Source organism: Streptomyces scabichelini (assembly GCF_011045015.1).
GTDB lineage: Bacteria > Actinomycetota > Actinomycetes > Streptomycetales > Streptomycetaceae > Streptomyces > Streptomyces scabichelini.
This window is the reverse complement of sequence record NZ_JAAKZY010000005.1, coordinates 1-20,392: the sequence shown is the minus strand read 5'-3', so window position 1 is coordinate 20,392 and position 20,392 is coordinate 1. Positions and strand designations below refer to the sequence as shown.

Annotated in this window: 2 protein-coding genes; both read left to right on the top strand. The window is 70.9% G+C overall.

Annotated features, from left to right (window positions below):
• Nucleotide 1: 1 nt before the first annotated feature.
• Entirely contained in the window at nucleotides 2–13,660 is a 13,659-nt protein-coding gene (locus tag G5C60_RS02585; RefSeq protein ID WP_165254514.1) for an SDR family NAD(P)-dependent oxidoreductase, read from the top strand.
• The coding region (locus tag G5C60_RS02580) for an SDR family NAD(P)-dependent oxidoreductase (RefSeq protein WP_165254513.1) at nucleotides 13,657–20,392 on the top strand (6,736 nt) is incomplete at its 3' end. The genes G5C60_RS02585 and G5C60_RS02580, both read left to right, overlap by 4 nt.

Sequence of the window (20,392 nt, the reverse complement as noted above, 5' to 3'; positions counted from 1 at the left end):
CATGGACAGCCAGCTGGAACGGCTTCTGCTGGATCTCAAGGCCGACCGCGTCTCTAAGGAGCACGTCAAGCGGTTCCTGAAGGACCGTCAGGGCTCCGGGGGATCGCCCGCGGACGTCACGGACGCGCCGTCGCCCGAGCTGGTGCGGTGCCACCCGGTCTGGCAGGCGGCCGACGGCCCCGCGACCGGGCGGAAGCCGGGGCACGTGGTGCTGCTCGCCGGGCCGTCGGCACTGGAACACGCACTGCGCGAGCAGGACGCGGCGATCGACGTGCGCCCCCTGCGGACCGGCGCCACCGGGCTCGCGGACCGTTACGCCGACCTCGCGGGCCAGGTGCTTACCGCGCTCCGCCCCCTGACCGGCGACCCGGAACTGCCCCCCACGCTGGTTCAGTTGGTCTGCTCCCCGCAGGGAGAGGACGCCCTTCTGTCCGGCCTGATCGGCATGGTCAGGAGCGCGGGCCTGGAGAACCCCGGGATCGTGCCCCAGCTGCTCCTCGTCGACCCGGCCGACGAGCCGGGGCACACCGCCGTCCGCATTTTGGCGAGCCGTGAGCGCAGCGGCGACGCCGTCGTGCGGTTCCGCGAGGGCGTACGTGAGGTACTGACCTGGCAGGAGACAGCGAGCCCCGAGCACACGGCCCTGCCCTGGCGGGAAGGCGGTACGTACGTCATCACCGGCGGCCTCGGCGGGCTCGGACTGATCTTCGCCCGGGATCTGCTGCGATCCGTACAGAACACGTCCGTCCTGCTGAGCGGCCGCTCCGCGCTCGACGGTGACCGGCGACGACTGCTCGAGGGCCTGAACCGTCCGCACGCGCGGGTGGAGTACGCGCGCCTCGACGTGGCCGACCCGGACGCTGTCGAGGCGTACCTGGCCGACGTGCGGCGTGAGCACGGTGCCATCCACGGCATCATCCACAGCGCCGGGGTGCTCCGGGACGGTTTCGTCTCGCACAAGAGCGCCAAGGACGTGCGCGAGGTCCTCGCCCCGAAGACGGCCGGCGCCCTCAACCTGGACGCCGCAAGCCGGGACGACGCACTGGACTTCTTCGCCCTGTTCTCCTCCACGGCGGCGGTCACGGGCAACGTCGGCCAGTGCGACTACGCCGCAGCCAACGCCTTCCTGGACGCGTTTGCGCACCACCGGGGCGGTCTGGTCGCGCAGGGCCTGCGCACGGGGCGCAGCCTCTCGCTCAACTGGCCGCTGTGGGCCGAGGGCGGGATGCCGGTCGACGCGGAGACGGAGCAGGCTCTGCGCGAGCGGACGGGCATGCACGCCCTGCGCACCGAGTCGGGCATCAGGGTCTTCCACGAGTCCCTCGGGTCGGACCACTGCCAGGCGATGGCGGTCGAGGGCGACGGCCCGCGCATCCGCCGGACGCTTCTCGGGCAGCCGGCGACCACCGCCGCAGCCGCCCCGGTTCCCGCATCCGCCCCGGCAGTTGCCGAGGACATCGGCGAGGAGGCGCTGCGTGACAGGGTCGTCCGCAGGCTCGGACAGCTGCTCAGCGGCGTCATCGGCCTCCCGGTCGCGAAGATCGACGCTCAGGTGCCGCTGGCGAACTACGGCATCGACTCCATCGTCGTCACCCGGCTCAACCGGAAGCTCGCCGACGTCTTCCCCGACCTGCCCAAGACGCTGCTGTACGAGTTCAATTCGCTGGATGCCCTCGCGCGCTACTTCCTCCGGGCGCACCGGCAGGGATGTCTGGACTGGACGGGGACGGTGGCGGCGGCCCGGCAGGCCGATCCGGCTCGGCGGCCGACGAACGTCTCCGCCGCCGAGCGGCCGACGCCTGCCGCGGCCCCGCCCACCTCCGAGCGCACCGAGGACGCGGTCGCCGTCATCGGCATGAGCGGGCGGTTCCCGCAGGCCCGCAACCTGCGGGAGTTCTGGGAGAACCTGGCCGCCGGGCGTGACTGCGTCACGGAGATCCCCGAGGGCCGCTGGCCGCTGGAGGGCTTCTACCACCCGGACCGCGACGAGGCGGTGGCGGCGGGCCTGAGCTACAGCAAGTGGGGCGGATTCCTGGACGGGTTCGCCGAGTTCGACCCCCTCTTCTTCGGCATCTCGCCGCAAGAGGCGATGAACATGGACCCGCAGGAGCGCCTGTTCCTCCAGGAGTCCTGGAACGCGCTGGAGGACGCCGGGTACACCCGGCAGCGCCTGGCTGACGCACACCGTCGCAGGGTGGGCGTCTTCGCTGGCGTCTCGAAGACCGGGTTCGACCTGTACGGGCCCGACCTGTGGAAGCGGAACGAGAAGCTGCACCCCCTGACGTCGTTCGCGTCGGTGGCGAACCGGGTGTCGTACCTCCTCGACCTCACCGGGCCGAGCCTGCCGGTCGACACTCTCTGCTCGTCGTCCCTGAGCGCCGTCCACGAAGCGATCCAGCACCTGCGCCGCGGCGAGTGCGACCTGGCCGTCGCGGGTGGGGTCAACCTCTACCTGCACCCCTCGAACTACACCCTGATGTCCGGCAAGCGGATGCTCTCGGACGACGGCAGGTGCCGCAGCTTCGGAGCCGGTGGCAACGGTTTCGTGCCGGGGGAGGGCGTGGCTGTCGTCCTGCTCAAGCGGCTGTCCGACGCCGAGCGGGACAACGACGACATCCGGGCCGTCCTGCGCGGCAGCAGCATCAACCACGGCGGCCGGACCAACGGCTACACCGTCCCGAGCCCGGTCGCGCAGGCCGAGGTCGTGCGCGAGGCGCTCGCCGGTGCGGGCGTCCGTGCAGACGAGGTGAGCTTCGTGGAAGCGCACGGCACCGGCACCGAGCTGGGCGATCCGATCGAGGTCGACGGCCTGGCCCAGGCGTTCGCGTCCGGCACCGGGTCCCCGCAGCACTGCGCCATCGGCTCCCTGAAGAGCAACATCGGTCACCTGGAGGCCGCCGCCGGCATCGCCGGACTGCTCAAGGTCATCCTCCAGATGCAGCACGGGCGCATCGCGGCCGGCCTGCACGCGCAGGATCCCAACCCCAACATCGACTTCACCCGGACACCGTTCCGTCTCCAGCGGGAGACGACCGAGTGGACGCGGCCCGCGGTCATCGGCGGCGACGGGGAGACCACGGAAGGCGACCGGATCGCCGGAGTCTCCTCGTTCGGCGCCGGCGGCTCCAACGCACATGTCGTCGTGGCCGAATACCGCCGGGCCGACCCCGCACCCGCCCCCGCACAGGAAGGCGCCCCGCGCCTGATCGTCCTCTCGGCAAAGGATGCCGGGCGGCTGCGGGAGCGGGCCCGGGACCTGCTCGACTGGCTGCGCGGTCAGAACCCCGCCGGCCCCGACCTCGGCGCCGTCGCCCACACGCTTCAGCTCGGCCGTGAGGCGATGGACGTACGGCTCGCACTGGCCGTCGCCTCAGCTGCCGAACTCACCGCGAAACTCGCCGCGTTCGTCGCCGGTGAGGATGTCGATGACCTGTACCTCGGCAACGTCAAGGAGCACCGGGAGGCGCTCACCGCCCTCGGTGACGACGGCGACATGGCCACGACCGTCGACGTGTGGATCGAGAAGGGAAAGTTCGACCGGCTGCTCGGCCTCTGGGTCAAGGGCCTGAGCGTCGACTGGGGCAAGCTGTACGGTGCACAGCGCCCCCGGACGCTTCCGCTGCCCGGTTATCCCTTCGCCCGCGAGCGCTACTGGGTGGGCGACCTGGCCGCGGAACCGGGCCCCGTCGATTCCGGCGCTGCCCGGCTTCACCCGCTCGTCCACACCAACACCTCCACCCTCGACGCCCAGCGGTTCGGCTCGGTCTTCTCAGGTGATGAGTTCTTCCTCACCGACCATGTCGTCAACGGCCGCAAGGTGCTCCCGGCCGCCGCGTACCTGGAGATGGCCCGGGCCGCGCTCGAGGCCTCGCTCGACGGGCGCCCGGGTCGGACCGCGCTGCGCAACGTGGTGTGGGCCCAGCCGCTGACGGTCGCCGAGAACGCCGCACGCGTCATGACGACCCTGTACGCCGCGCAAGCCGGAGCCGCCGGGGAGGTGGCCTTCGAGATCTCCGGCGTCGCCGGTGGTGAGCCCGACACGGACGCCGTCGTGCACAGCCAGGGCACGGTACGGGCCCTCGCCGATGGCGGAGCGCCGGCGGCCGTGGACGTGGACGCGCTGCGGGCGGCCTGCGGTGTCGTACTGATGGACGCCGAAGAGTGCTACCGCATCTACCGGTCCATGGGTCTCGCATACGGTCCCGCGCACCGCGGCGTCGAAAGCGTGGCGATCGGCGACGGGCAGGCGCTGGCACGGCTGCGACTGCCGTCCGGGACGCCCGCCGATGCCGACGGGTACGTGCTGCACCCGAGCCTGCTGGACGCCGCCCTGCAGTCCGCTGTCGGACTGTTCGGCCGGGACGGCGACCTCGCCGACCCTGCCCCCGCCATGCTCCATCTCCCCTTCGCACTCGACGAGTTGGACATCCTCGGCCCGTGCACCGCGCAGATGTGGGCGTGGGTCCGCTACAGCGACGACGACCAGCCCGAGCTCGGCATCCGCAAGCTGGACATCGACCTCCTCGACGACGCCGGTGCGCCGCGGTGTCTCCTGCGGGGTTTCACCTCCAGGGCGTACGCCGCGGACGCTTCCGCCGAGCGGGCAGGCCGCGCACTCCCGCACGGTGAGACGACGTCACCGGCCGTCGCCGCCGCGGAGGACGGCGGCGCCCGCCCGGGTGGCACGCTGGAGGAGCGCGCCGGCCAGTACCTGGTCGGCCTTCTCGCCTCCGAGCTGCGCATGCCCGCCGAGCGGATCGACGCGGACGACGCCCTCGAGCACTACGGCATCGACTCGATCATGGCGATGAACCTGACCAACCGGCTCGAGAAGGTCTTCGGATCGCTGTCCAAGACGCTGTTCTACGAGTACCAGAGCATCAGCGCCCTGGCCGGGTACTTCCTCGGTGCCCACCGGCCGCGCCTGGTCGAACTGCTCGTCGACGAAGCCCAGGAGCCGTCCGTCACCTCGACGGACGGCATCGCCGGAACCCGGTCCGCGCACACCCGCCCGGCGGTCGTGCGGCGCAGCCGTCGGGAGCCGGTGGGCGGGGACACGGAGATCGCCGTCATCGGGTTGGCGGGCCGCTATCCCCAGGCGCGGAACGTCCGGGAGTTCTGGCGGAATCTGGCCGAGGGCCGCGACAGCGTCACCGAGATTCCCGCCGACCGCTGGGACCACGGTCCCTACTTCGACCCGGACAAGAACGCGTCCGGCAAGACGTACACCAAGTGGGGCGGCTTCCTGGACGGCGTCGACCGCTTCGACTCGCTCTTCTTCAACATCGCCCCGCGCGAGGCGGCGTTCATGGACCCGCAGGAGCGACTGTTCCTGGAGTGCGTGCACGAGACGCTCGAAGACGCCGGGTACACACGCGAGACCCTGAGCCGCCACGAAGGCCACGGCCTGCCCGGCAACGTCGGCGTCTTCGTGGGGGTGATGTACCAGGAGTACCAGCTCTACGGCGCCCAGGAGCAGGCACGCGGCCGTAACGTCACGCTGTCCGGCAGCGCGTCGACCATCGCCAACCGGGTGTCGTACGTCTTCGACCTGCACGGTCCGAGCCTGGCCGTCGACACCATGTGCTCGTCGTCGCTCACCGCGCTGCACCTGGCCTGCCAGAGCCTGCGGACGGGCGGCTGCGAAGTGGCCGTCGCGGGCGGCGTGAACCTCTCGCTGCACCCCAACAAGTTCCTGATGCTCGGCAGCGGCAAGTACGCGTCGAGCAAGGGCCGTTGCGAGAGTTTCGGAGAGGGCGGCGACGGCTACGTCCCGGGTGAGGGCGTCGGCGCGGTCCTGCTCAAGCCGCTCGCCCGCGCACGCGAGGACAACGACACCATCTACGGCGTCATCCGGGCCACATCGGTCAACCATGGCGGCAAGACCAACGGATACTCCGTCCCCAATCCCCGTGCGCAGTACAACGTCATCGGCCAGGCGTTGCGTGAGGCCGGAGTCGACGCGGCAGCGGTGAGCTACGTCGAGGCGCACGGAACGGGCACCTCACTCGGCGACCCCATCGAGATCTCTGGACTGACCAGGGCCTTCCGCGAGCACACCGACCGGAAGCAGTTCTGTGCGATCGGGTCGGTCAAGAGCAACATCGGGCACGCCGAGAGCGCGGCCGGCATCGCCGCGCTGACGAAGGTGCTGCTGCAGATGAAGCACGGCGAACTCGCGCCCTCCCTGCACTCCGAAGTGCTCAATCCCCACATCGACTTCGACGGCAGCCCCTTCTACGTGGCGCGGGAGTCAGCACAGTGGAGTCGTCCGACGGGCGCCGACGGCACCGCGATGCCGCGGATCGCCGGCATCTCGTCCTTCGGGGCGGGGGGCTCCAACGCACACGTCATCGTCGAGGAGCACATCCCGGCTGCCCGCCCCGCTGACGGTCTCCCGCCGGAGGGCGGTCCCGCCGTCATCGTCCTCTCCGCGCGGACGGACGACGGCCTGCTGGCGCAGGCCGATCAGCTGCTGCGCTGGACGGCCGAGGGCGAGGGCGCCGCGGCCAGGCTCGCGGACATCGCCCACACCCTCCAGACAGGTCGGGACGCGTACGAGGAACGCCTCGGACTCATCGCGGCCACGACCGGTGAACTCACCGTGAAACTACGGGCGTTCCTGGACGGCGAGACCGGGATCACCGGCCTGTACCGGGGCAGGGTGGAACGCCGACAGGGCGCCTTGGCCGTCTTCACCGCCGACGCGGAACAGACACGGACGCTGGACGCGGCGCTCGCGCAGCGCGCGTACGACGAACTCGTGAAGCTGTGGACGACCGGTCTCGTGGTGGACTGGACGAAGCTCCACGACGCATCCGAATTCGCACCGCGCCGCATATCGATGCCGACCTACCCCTTCCAAGGCGAGCGCCACTGGCTGGCCGACGGCACCGCGACCGAACCGAGCCGCGCGGAGGGCCAGGCGCAGCTCCATCCGCTCCTGCACGTCAACACCTCCACTCTCCATGGGCAGCGCTTCACATCGGTCTACACCGGCGAGGAGTTCTTCCTGCGGGACCACCAGGTCAAGGGCAAGCCCGTGCTGTCCGGTGCCGCCTGTCTGGAGCTGGCGCGCGCCGCCGTGGCGGCCTCTCTCGACGAGCCGTACCGCGTGTCGAGCATCCGGAACGTCGTCTGGACGCGGCCGGTCACCCTGCACGAGCCGGGGCTGACCGTCCAGGTCCGGCTGCGGCCCGAGCAGCACGGCGAGGTCGCATTCGAGATCCTCAGCCCGGGAGACCCGGCCGCCGGAACCGCCGACACGGTCCACAGCGAGGGCGTGGCGTACGTGACCTCGCAACCCGCGACCGAGAACCCCGACGTCCGCGTCGACCTGTCGCGACTGCGCGACGCGTGCCGGATCCCCGGACCCGACGCCGACGAGTTGTACGCGACCGCCGAGGCGCGCGGCATCGCTTACGGTCCGGGTCACCGCGGCATCGAGCGTCTGTGGACGGGTGACGGACAGGTCCTGGCCAGGATCGCGCTGCCGTCGACCGTGCGGGACACCCGGGACGCCTACGGGCTCCATCCGTCGACAGTGGACTCCAGCCTGCAGGCGTGTGCGGGCCTGCTGTCCGCGGCTGACGGCGAGGCACCGCCGCTGCCGTTCGCCCTTGACGAGGTCGAGATCCTCGGGCCCTGCCCACCGGAGGCGTGGGCCTGGGTGCGAGACAGCGCGGACCGGGAGGGCGACGGCCTGCGTCGCCTCGACATCGACGTCTGTGACGACGACGGGCGGGTGTGCGTCCGGCTCAAGGGCGTCGCCCTGCGCGCCCAGACGGCTGCGACGACCACCCGGGAGTTGTTCGCCGCTCCTCACTGGGTGGCCGCGGACCCGGCGCCGGTCACGGCTCCGGCGCCCGAGGGCCTGGTGCTGGTCGTGGAGCTCCCCGAAGTCGCCGCGGCACTCGAGGCGCAGGACACCAGGCTCGAGGCGCGGGACACCACGCGAGTGGTTCGGCTGACATCGGACGCCACGGACGTCGGCCGCCGCTACACCGACTACGCGCTGCAGGTCTTCGCCGAGGTCAAGCGGCTGCTCGGTGAGCCCGCCCACCACCCGGTCCGGGTCCAACTGGTCGCCCCGGCCGTCGAGTCGTCGCTGTGGACGGGACTGGCCGCCATCCTGAAATCGGCCGGACTGGAGAATCCGCGGCTGCTCGGCCAGCTGGTGCTGGTGGACCGGCAGGACGCCCCGGAGCGCGCCGCGTCCCGCGTGACGGCGGACCGCGCGGTGCTCGCGGACTTCGCCGTGCGCTACCTCGGCGGCCTGCGCGAGGTCCTGAAGTGGCGCGAGGAGGACCTCGACTGCCGGCCGGCCGTGACGCCCTGGAAGGACGGGGGCGTCTACCTGATCACCGGGGGCGCCGGCGGCCTGGGCGCGGTCTTCGCCCACGACATCGCGGAGCAGGTCCGTGGCGCCCGGATCGTGATCGCCGGCCGTTCGCCCCGCGACGCGGACAAGGACGCGCTCCTTGAACGACTGCGGAAGCACGGCGCGGAGACGATCTACGTACAGGCCGATGTGACGGTCAGGGACGACGTCGTGACGCTCGTTCAGGAGACCCGGGAGCGGTACGGCCGGATCGACGGGATCCTGCACGCCGCCGGGTCCACCAGCGACGCGTTCGTCATGCGGAAGGACGCGGACGAGTTCTCCCGCGTGCTGGCACCGAAGGTCGCAGGACTGGTGCACCTGGACGAGGCCACGCAGGACGCGGACCTCGACTTCCTGGTCGCCTTCTCCTCGGTCGCGGGGGCTCTGGGCAATGTCGGGCAGGCCGACTACGCCTGCGCGAACGCGTTCATGGACGCTTTCGCGGCCCACCGCAACGCGCTGGTGGCCCGGGGCGAGCGACGGGGCAGGACACTGTCGGTCGCCTGGCCCCTGTGGGCCGACGGCGGGATGCGTGTCGACGCGCCGACGGAGCGGTCGCTGCACGAACGCTTCGGGCTCGTGCCGTTGCCGGACCGGGAGGGGCTGCGCGCCCTGTACCTGGCCCTGGCATCGCCGTCCGACCAGGTGATGGTGGTTTCGGGCGACCGCCCGAGGATCGCGCGGACCCTCCTCGCCGGACTCCTCGTGGACAGCCCCGCACCCCGGTCCCGGCCCGCGCCGGATGCCGCGGCCGCGGAGGTCCCCGACGGGAGCAGGGCGGCAGTGCCCGCGGAGGGCCCGGACGAGAACACCGCGCAGCAGGCCGTGGCCTACTTCAAGCGGCTCCTGGCCTCGGTCATCGACCTGCCCGCCGACAGGATCGACGCCGAGGCGTCGCTGGAGGACTACGGCGTCGACTCCGTCATGACCATGGAGATGACCCGCACCCTCGAAGGAGTCTTCGGCCCGCTTCCGAAGACCCTGTTCTTCGAGCACCGGACCATCACCGCCCTGACACGCCACCTCCTGGAGACCCGTCCTCAGCAGGTCGGCGAGCTTCTCCCCGCAGCAGGTGGGCATCGCCAGACACCCGCCGTCGCGCCGGACGCCCCTGAGCGGCCCGTCCTGGGGGCGGGACGGACCTGGCCCGTACCTTCCGTCGCTCCGGCGGGGAGCACGGCCGACCCGGCCCCGGGCGCGGCAACCGGTGACACGGCGATCATCGGACTGGCGGGGCGCTACCCCCAGGCCCGTGACGTGCGGGAGTTCTGGCAGAACCTCGCCGCCGGCAAGGACTGCGTCACCGAGGTCCCGGGCGACCGCTGGGACCACGCGCGCTTCTTCGATCCGGCCAAGGGGACCCCCGGGAAGTCGTACAGCAAGTGGGGCGGATTCCTCGACGGTGCCTACGACTTCGACCCGCAGTTCTTCAACATCTCCCCGCGCGAGGCGGAGATCATGGACCCGCAGGAGCGGCTGTTCCTCCAGTGCGTGCACGAAACACTGGAGGACGCCGGGTACGTCCGGGACACCGGCAAGGACCGTACGGGGAACCTGCTCGACGGCCGGGTGGGTGTCTTCGTCGGAGTGATGTATCAGGAGTACCAGCTCTACGGCGCTCTGTCGCAGGGTGCCGGAGCGGCGCCGACCGTGTCGGGCAGCTCCGCGTCCGTCGCGAACCGCGTGTCCCATGTGTTCAACTTCCGCGGCCCGAGCCTCAGCGTCGACACGATGTGCTCGGCGTCGCTCATGGCCGTGCATCTGGCCTGCCGGAGCCTGGAGTCGGGCGACTGCGACACGGCGGTGGCCGGGGGAGTGAACCTCTCGCTGCACCCGAACAAGTACCTGCTCCTCAGCCAGGGGCGGCTCGCGTCGAGCGACGGTCGCTGCGCCAGCTTCGGCGCCGGAGGCGACGGCTACGCACCGGGCGAGGGCGTGGGCGCGGTCCTGCTCAAGCCGCTGGCGCGAGCGATCGCGGACGGCGACCGGATCTACGGAGTCATCAAGGGCACCGCCGCCAACCACCGGGGCAGGACGAGCGGTTACTCCGTACCGGAACCGTTGGGGCAGGCCGAGGTCATCGGCGAGGCCCTGCGGCGAGCGGGTGTGAACGCGCGGGACGTGAGCTACATCGACGCGAACAGCATCGGCACCTCCCTGGGCGACCCGATCGAGATCGCCGGGCTTTCCAAGGCATTCGGTCCCTACACCGACGACCGGGGGTTCTGTGCGATCGGCTCGGTGAAGAGCAACATCGGGCACGCCGAGAGCGCGGCCGGTATCGCCGGCATCACCAAGGTGCTGCTCCAGCTCCAGCACCGCCGTCTCGCCCCGACCCTGCACGCCTCGACGCTCAACCCGCACATCGACTTCGAGCAGAGCCCGTTCGTGGTGCAGCAGGAGCCGGCGGAGTGGCCGGCCCCCGTGTCGGACGACGGCACGCGCGGTGCGTTGCCGCGCGTCGCGGGCGTGTCGGCGTTCGGGGCCGGGGGCTCCAACGCACATGTCGTGATAGCGGAGTACGTCCCCGACAGCACCACGCCGGGTTCGCCGGCCGCCGCTGTCCCACGTGCCGTGGTACCGCTGTCCGCCCGCACGACCGAGCAGCTGAGGGCGCGGGCCGAGCGCCTGGTGGAGTGGCTTGGCCGCCCCGAGAACGCGGATCTCGCGCTCACGGACGTCGCCTACACGCTTCAGGTCGGCCGCGAACCACGGGAGGAACGCCTCGGTGTCGTCGCCTCCTCCGTGCCCGACCTGGTCGAGAAGCTCGGCCGGTTCCTGGCAGGCGAGTTCGCGGGCGGTGAGATCGTCCGTGGCTCGGTCGCCGGTGGCGCCCAGACTCTCACGTTGTTCGCGTCTGACTCCGACCTCGACGTGATGATCGCGGCGTGGGCCGAGAAGGGGAAGTACGAGAAGCTGCTCGAACTGTGGGTCAACGGCGTGCCCGTGAGCTGGCGGTCCCTCTACGGAACCGAGACTCCGCGGCGGGTCGCGCTGCCGACCTACCCCTTCGCGGCCGAGCGGTACTCCGCCTTCGACGACCTGTCCGCTCCCGAGCCGAACGCGCTCGGCGGACCGGCGCCGCTGCATCCGCTCGTACAGGTCAACACCTCCGACTTCACCGAGCAGCGCTTCACTTCCGTCGTGACCGGACAGGAACGCTTCCTGGGCGATCGCGTCGCTCGGACCGTGCCCGGCGCGGCCTTCCTGGAGATGGCCGTGGCCGCGAGCTGTCTCAGCAGCCGGGCCACCGTCGATCCCTCGGCGCCGGTAGTGCTGCGCGACGTCGTGTTCGCGCGGCCGCTCGATCCGGCCGACGGCCTGCGCGAAGTGCACGTCGGTCTGCGTCCGGAGGACGACGGCGACATCCGGTTCCGGATCAGGAGCACACCGTCGGGCGGGGACGGCGACGCTGACGCCGTCGAACACAGCGAGGGTGTCCTCTACTTCGCGGACGGAGCCGAGGAGACCGTGCTCGACGTGCCCGCTCTGCGGAGGGCCTGCGGGGGATCCGGCCTGACCGCCGAGCAGTACTACGGGCGCCACCACGACGACCGACCCGCTCATGAGCCCGCGTACCGCGCCGTCCAGAGCATTGGGACCGGACCCGGACACGCTCTGATCCAGTTGGCGCTGCCTGCCCCGGCGCGCGACACCGAGGACGGGTTCGTGCTGCATCCGGGCCTGCTCGGCGCCGCGGTGCAGGCGTGCTCCGATGTCCTCGGCCGGTCGGCCGGGCAGGACGGGGCGTACGCCGGCGGTGGACCTGCGGTGATCCGCGCCATCGACGAAGTCCTCGTTCTCGATGCCTGCACGGCCTCGATGTGGGCCTGGGTTCGGCCCGGCGCACGGCAGGCCGGCGATGCGCAGGCCCCCGGGTTCGACCTCGACCTGGCCGACGAGCAGGGCCGGGTCCGCATCCGGATCGGCGGTCTCCAGTTCGATCGGGCCGCATCCGACCGTGCCGACCACGGACCGACGACGCTCGCTCCGGCGGCGGAACACCGCGACACGCCCTCTGTCGTAGGGACGGAGGCTCGCAGCGGACAACCGGTGCTGCTGCACTCGCAGTGGCAAGCCCGACCCGCACCGGCCCGGCCCTCCGGCCTCACCGCCGCGCGACCGACCGTGCTGCTCGCCGGACTGCCCGAGCTGGCGCCCCTCCTGCGGGGCGACGACGCCGATGTCTTCGTCCTGACCGCCGATGACGAGGTCCCGGACAGCCGGTACACCGCCTACGGCCTGCAGGTTCTGCGGCACCTGCGCTCCATCATGCGCGGAGCCGACGGCCGGAACCACGTCCAGCTGGTGCTTCCCGGTACACCCGACGCGACGCTGCTCTCCGGACTCGCGGCCATGCTCAGGACGGCCCGCCTCGAGAACCCGGCTGTCACCGGACAGGTCGTCGTGCTGGACCGGACGGACACCTCCGAGCGCGCCGTGCTGCGGATCCGGGAGAACCGCGGCTGCCCCGACGAGACTCTCGTGCGGTACGTCGACGGCCTGCGCGAGGTGCCGGCCTGGGCCGAGTGCGAGGTCCGCTCCGCCCCCCACACACTGCCGTGGAAGGAGAACGGAACCTACCTCGTCGCCGACGGAGCGGGTGCGCTCGGACGTGCCGTCGCGCGGGAGATCGCCACACAGACGGGGAACGCGACCGTCGTCCTCGTCGGCCGGTCCCCTCTGGACCGCGAGTCCCGTGAGGCGTTGCAGAACCTGGCGGGCGACAGCGCGGTGAGCTACGAGCAAGCCGACATCTCCAGCCCGTCCGAGGCGGACGCACTGATCGCGCGGATCCTGGAGCGGCACCGGGGGATCGACGGAGTCATCCACAGCGCCGGAATCGCCCGCGACGCACTCATCGTCGACAAGTCGGGCCGGGACTTCCTGGACGTCCTCGCCCCGGAGACGGCGGGTGTCGTGAACCTGGACGCCGCGACCCGGTCGCTCCCGCTGGACTTCTTCGTGACCTGTTCCTCCCTTTCCGGAGTGAACGGTGGCGTCGGCCAGGTCGACGGCGCCGCGGTGAACGCCTTCCTGGACGCCTACGCGCGGCACCGGCAGGACCTCGTCGCGGGCGGTGAGCGCTTCGGGCACAGCCAGTCCGTCATCTGGCCGCCGCGGGCCGACGGCATCGGGGACCTCCACCGGATCCTGCGCTCCGAGTACGGCCAGGTGATGGTCTCGGTTCCTTCTGTCGGCCGCGCCCTGGGGGACGCACCGGTCCCGACACAGCGGAAGTTCCCTACTTTCTCCACCGATGGGGCGGATTCGTGAAGCACTTTGACAGCGACCTGCTCGAGGAGAAGGTGAGCGAGTACCTTGAGCGCCTCCTCTCCGAGATCACCAAGCTCCCCCTCGTCCGGGTCGACGGTCGGGCAGCCTTCGACAGCTTCGGCATCGACTCGGTCATGGCGATGACCATGACGGAGCGGATGGAAGCAGTCTTCGGGGCGCTGCCCACCACCCTGTTCTTCGAGTTCGGTACGCCTCGTGAGCTGGCCCGGCACCTGGCCGCCACCCGTCGGTTCGACGTGTCGAGTCTCCTCGGAGAAGCCGCGACGGACGCGGTCGCCCCGGCTGCCGCCACCCCGGTCGCCGACACCCCGGCCGCCGACGTGGCGGCGTACCGTACGGGTGTCCGATCCACGGGGCCGCTGCGACGCAAGCCCCTCTCGTCGACGAGGTGGTCGGCGCAGCAGGCCGAGAAGCCGTCGCCCTCAGTGTCCCGACCCGGGCCCGCCCGCCCCGAGCGGCAGGGACTGGACATCGCGATCATCGGGCTTGCCGGGCGTTACCCCAAGGCCCGTACCGTCGACGAGTTCTGGGCGAATCTGGCTGCCGGACGCGACTGCGTCACCGAGATACCGGCCGACCGGTGGGATCACGGGGCGTACTTCGATCCGGACCCGGACGCGCCCGGCAAGACGTACAGCAGGTGGGGCGGATTCGTGGACGGCGTCGACGAGTTCGACCCGCTGTTCTTCAACATCTCGCCCGTCGAGGCGGAGCGGATGGATCCCCAGGAGCGCCTGTTCCTCCAGTGCGTCTACGAGACCGTCGAGGACGCCGGCTACACCCGGGACCGGCTCAACGCGCCGACGGACTCCGGCCGCACCCCCACCATCGGCGTCTACGCCGGAGTCATGTACTCGGAATACCAGCTGTACGGAGCCCAGGAACAGGCCCTCGAGAACCCGGTGGCCGTGTCCGGGAACATCTCGGCCGTCGCCAACCGGGTCTCGTACTACTTCGACTTCCACGGCCCGAGCATGAGCGTCGACACCATGTGCTCCTCGTCGCTGACGGCCATCGACCTGGCGTGCCAGAGCATCCGCTCCGGTGTCTGCGACATGGCGATCGCCGGTGGGGTCAACGTGTCGGTGCACCCCAACAAGTACCTGATCCTCGGTCAGAGCCGATTCGTCTCCAGTACGGGACGCTGCGTGAGCTTCGGTGAAGGGGGTGACGGATACGTCCCCGGCGAAGGTGTCGGCGCCGTGCTGCTGAAGCCTCTGGAGCGAGCCGTGCGGGACGGGGACCACATCCACGGGGTCATCCGGGGCGTCGCCGTCAACCACGGGGGAAAGACCAACGGTTACTCCGTCCCCAGTCCGGTCACCCAGGCCCGCGCGATCACCGACGCATGGCGACAGGGCGGGATCGACCCGAACTCGGTCAGCTACATCGAGGCGCATGGCACCGGCACGGCGCTCGGTGACCCCATCGAGGTCGCCGGACTCGCCCGGGCCTTCGGCGAGCACACGCGCGACGGCCGGTTCTGCGCGATCGGATCGGTCAAGAGCAACATCGGCCACGCCGAGAGCGCCGCCGGCATCTCCGGGCTCACCAAGGTGCTGCTCCAGATGAGGCACGGCAAGATCGCCCCCTCGATCCATTCCACCGAACTGAACCCGAACATCGACTTCGACGGCACGCCCTTCGCGGTCCAGCAGACACTCGCCTACTGGCCGCGGCCGGTCGTCACCGTCGACGGCGAGGAGCGCGAGTTGCCTCGGACCGCCGGCGTCTCCTCCTTCGGGGCGGGCGGTACCAACGCGCACCTGGTCATCGAGGAGTACCGGCCGGACCCGTACGACGCGCCGGACCTCGCCGCCTCCAGCGGTCCCGTCCCGGTCGTCCTGTCGGCCCGCACCACCGAGCGCCTACGGCAGAAGGCGGCGCAACTCGCGGACTGGATCGAGCAGAAGAACCTCTCGACCGGTGACCTGCCCGTGCTCGCCCACACGCTCCAGGTGGGGCGCGAGGCCATGCGGGAGCGGCTCGGCCTGGTCGTGGCCACCATGCCGGACCTGCTCGCTCGTCTCCGGTCCCTCGGTGAGGGTCGCGAGGACGTCGAGGACGTGGTCCGCGGCCGGGCGAGCGGATCGGCCGCCGGCACGGGCGTGTCCGAAGCGCTCGCCCGGCGGGACCTCCCGGCACTGCTCGCGCTGTGGGTCGACGGCAGCACCGTCGACTGGCACGCACTGCACGGGAGCCGGTGCCCGGCCCGCATCGCCCTGCCCTCCTACCCGTTCGCCAGGAACCGGTACTGGATCGACACCACGCGCTCATCCGCGGCCCTCGCTGCGCACGGAACCACAGAGCGGTCCGCCGCCCTCGTGACCGGCGACGACCAGGGCCCGGCGGCCCTCCTCTTCGCGGAGTTCTGGGAGCCGCAGGCGCTGCCCGCCGTCCGCCGCGCCGCCGCGCCGCACACCCTGGTCTGCCTCATCGTCGACCCGGCGGACCGGGCCAAACTGGCCCGTACCGCACGCGAGCTCGACCCCGCCGCCACACTGCTGTTCGTCACGCGGGGACAGGGCTTCGCCCGGACGTCCGACCACTCCTACGAAGCCGATCACCAGAGCCTGGACGACTGCGTCCGCGTCTTCCAAGACATTCGGTCGCGGTACGGCGCGGTCGACGGCGTCCTGAACCTGTGGTTCCTGGACGACGCGACGGAGCCCGGCTCGTACACCGCCACCGTGCACCTCCTGCAGGCGATCGCCGCAGCAGGGCTGCCGGTGGGCCGTGTCCTGCAGGCAGGGGAATTCCGCGATGGCGTCGAGCGGGCGTACGCGGAGTCGTGGCTCGGCTTCGAACGCTCCCTCGGCAGGGCGCTGCCCGACGTGCGGTTCGCCGCGGTCCTGGAGGAGGTCCAGGACCCGTCCGGCAGGACAGCCCGCGGCGCCTGGTTCGAACGCCTGTGGAACGAGTGGTCCGCCGGGACGTCCGGGAGCGCGCTGTACCGCGCCGGTGCTCGATACGTCAGCCGGGTCCGCCCGAGCCTGCCCGGTGCGGGCAAGCACCTCCTCAGGCCGAACGGCACATACCTCATCACGGGCGGCACCGGCGGCCTGGGTCTCCTGCTCGCCGAGCACCTGGCCAGGAACTGGTCGGCGCGCATGGTGCTGACCGGGCGCTCGGCCCTCGACGCCGACAAGCGTCGCAGCATCGCGAAGATCGAGGCGCTGGGCGGCGAGGTTCTGTACCGGCAGGCCGACGTCGCCGATCGGCAGGCCATGCGGGAGGCGGTGGCCGCGGCGCGCGAGCGGTTCGGCCCGATCCACGGCGTCGTACACGCCGCCGGCGTCACCGAACGCAGCTCGCTGCTCGACGGCGATGCCGGGTCCTTTCAGGATCTGCTGTCCGCCAAGGTGGACGGCACGCGCGTGCTCGACGACGTGCTGGCCGCGGAACCCCTCGACTTCGTCTGCTACTTCTCGTCGACCTCGGCGGTCCTCGGTGACTTCGGCGGCTGCGCCTACTCGGTGGCCAACCGCTTCCAGACGTCCTACGCCCGCCATCGCGACCAGCGGGTCCGCCAAGGAGCCCTGTCCGGCGCGACGGTCGCCTTCAACTGGCCCCTGTGGAGTGGCGGCGGCATGGGGTTCGACGACGCGGAGGGCATCGAGTTGTACCTCGCCACCAGCGGGCTGCGCCTCCTCGGGGAAGCCGAGGGCCTCGCGCTCTTCGAACAGCTCCTGGGACAGGGAGAGACACAGCAGATCGTGATGGCCGGCGATGCGGCACGCGTACGGCGCATGTTCGAACCGGAACCGGAACCGGAACCGGAACCGGGCCCGGACCTGGACCCGGCGCCGACGGCCTCACGCACGGACGTCGAAGCGCTGGTGCTCTCGGCCCTCGAGACGGTGATCGTCGACGTACTGCGGGTCCCCCGCGAGCAGATCCACGCCGACGAGAACTTCTCCGAGCTCGGGTTCGACTCGGTCAGCCTGGTCAAGCTGGCCAGGGCCCTGGGCGAGAGTCTCGCGATCGAGGTGCTGCCCTCGATCTTCTTCTCCCATGCCACCCCGCAGAAGCTCGTCGCTCACCTGATCGCGGAACACCGGGAGGCACTGGGGCAGCACCGCGAGGTGCAGGCCGCGGCCCCGGACAGTTCCCCGGCGCCCGCCGTGACCGCGGTTGCGGAGGTCTCCGGCGCCACGGCCGACGACCGGTCCGTGTCCGCTCCGGCGCCGCGGCCCAGGACGCACAGGGAGCCGGAACCGATCGCCGTCATCGGCATGAGCGGCCGTTTCCCCGCCGCTCGGTCCGTCGACGAGTTCTGGGAGAACCTCTTGCAGGGGAAGGACGTGCTGTCACCCGTCCCGGAGGACCGGCACGCCGACTGGGACGGGCTGGACGCCGAGCGGCGCGAGGCCGTCCGCTGCGGATTCGTCCCGGGAATCGCGGAGTTCGACGCCGCGTTCTTCGAGATCTCGCCGCGTGAGGCGCGGAACATGGACCCGCGCCAGCGCCTGCTGCTCCAGGAAACCTGGCGTGCCCTGGAGGACGCGGGCTACGGCGAACGCAAGCTCCGCGCCGGGACGATCGGCATGTTCGTCGGTGCCGAACAGGGCGACTATCCCGAGCTGACCCGGGGCGAGGGCGGCATCACCGCCCAGCACGAGGCGATCCTGGCCTCGCGCCTGGCCTACCTCCTCGACTTCTCCGGCCCGGTGCTGGCAGTCAACACCGCCTGTTCCTCGGGGCTGACGGCCGCCCACCAGGCATGCGCCAGCCTTCGCGGCGGCGAGTGCGACACCGCGGTCGTCGCTGGCGTCAACCTGGCGACCACCGCGCGCGGTTACACCGAGATGGCCAAGTCCGGAATGCTCTCCGAGAGCGGCGTCTGCCACGCCTTCGACAAGCGGGCCGACGGCATGGTCCTCGGCGAGGCCGTCCCCGCCCTCGTCCTCAAGCGCCTGTCCCAGGCGGAAGAGGACGGCGATCGCGTCCTCGCGGTGATCCGCGGCAGCGGTATGAACTACGACGGCCGGACGAACGGCATCACCGCTCCGAGCGGGGCAGCTCAGGGACGCCTCTACCGACAGGTCTACGAGCGGCACGGAATCGACGCCGAGCGCATCGAGCACATCGTGGCCCACGGCACGGGCACCCAACTCGGCGACCCCATCGAGGTGAACGCCCTCAACGAGGCGTACCGGGAACGCACCGACAAGACCGGCTTCTGCGCGCTGACGTCCACTAAGACCAATGTCGGTCACACCCTGGCGGCGTCCGGCCTTGTCGGCTTGATCGCCCTTGTCCAGTCGGTACGGCACGGCGTCGTCCCGGCGAGCCTGAACTGCGACCAGGACAGCGACTACATCGCGTGGAAGGACAGCCCCTTCTACGTCAACAAGGAGACCAAGTCCTGGCCGGCGGGACCCACGGGCACGCGGCTCGGCGCGGTGAGCTCCTTCGGGATGAGCGGCACCAACGTCCATATGGTGGTGGAGAGTTACTCCGAGCCCGCGCGCCGTGCCCCGGTCGCCGAGGCCCCGCCTCTGCTGCTGCTTCTGTCCGCCAAGACCCCGGAGGGACTGCAAAGGCGCGTCCAGGAGCTCCGGTCGGCCCTCGCGCAGGGGGAACTCGACTACCAGCGGCTGAGGGACATGGCCTACACCCTGCTGGAGGGCAGGCAGCACTTCGCCCACCGCTGCTCAGTCGTCGTCAATGGTGTCGAGGACGCTCTCTCCGTGCTGTCCGCGGCCGAGAGCGGCCAGGAACACCCCATGGTCGAACGCGGCGAAGTACCACGCGACCAGGATCATTCGTTGCAGGAGGTCCAGGCGCGAGCACTGCTGGACGTGCTCCGGTCACCCGGCGTCCCGGTGGAGCGGTACCGGGAGGTGTGCCGCGGCCTGGCCGATCTCTACAGCCGGGGCGCCGCCCCGGACTGGTCGGCGCTCTTCACGGGCGACAAGCCACGGATCATCACGCTGCCCGGCTACTCCTTCGAGCGCTCGACGCACTGGGCCACTGACGGGCGTCGTGCTCCGGTACGGACGACCGCTCGGGAGCTCCCACCGGTACAGGAACCGAAGAAGCCGGCCGAACCGACCGCGCTGCGTGCGTCCGCCGAGCGGGCCGCACCGATTGCCGTCCCCGGGAAGAAGCATCGGATCCTGCTCCAGGATCCGGGCGCAGCGGTGGTCCCGACGACAACTCCTGTCGCCAAGCCCCGGAACGTCGTACTGACGGACATGGGCGATGCGGCGGGGCGGCCGGTTCCTTCGGCCTCTCCAACTCCTCCAACTCCTCCAACTCCTCCGGTTTCTCCGGCTCCTGTTCAGTCGGGTCCTTCTTTGAGTGTGTTGCGGGAGGAGTTGCGGGCGGGGCTCGCGGCGGTGTTGTTCCTGTCGGAGAGTGAGGTTGATCCTCGGCGTAATTTCGTGGAATTGGGGTTGGACTCCATCATCGGGGTGGAGTGGGTGAAGTCGATCAATAAGGCGTATGGCACGTCGTTGACTGCGACGCGGTTGTACGACTACCCGTCGGTCGCGGAGTTGGCTGCTTATGTAGCGCAGTTGATACCGGCCGAGGAGGTCGCTTCGCCGGTGGTGGAGCAGCGGCCGGTTCCTTCGGCTTCTCCAACTCCTCCAACTCCTCCAACTCCTCCGGTTTCTCCGGCTCCTGTTCAGTCGGGTCCTTCTTTGAGTGTGTTGCGGGAGGAGTTGCGGGCGGGGCTCGCGGCGGTGTTGTTCCTGTCGGAGA

What these genes read in the sequence shown, in the direction of transcription:
- G5C60_RS02585 (WP_165254514.1), top strand. Translation starts at nt 2, where the DNA reads ATGGACAGCCAGCTGGAACGGCTTCTGCTGGATCTCAAGGCCGACCGC.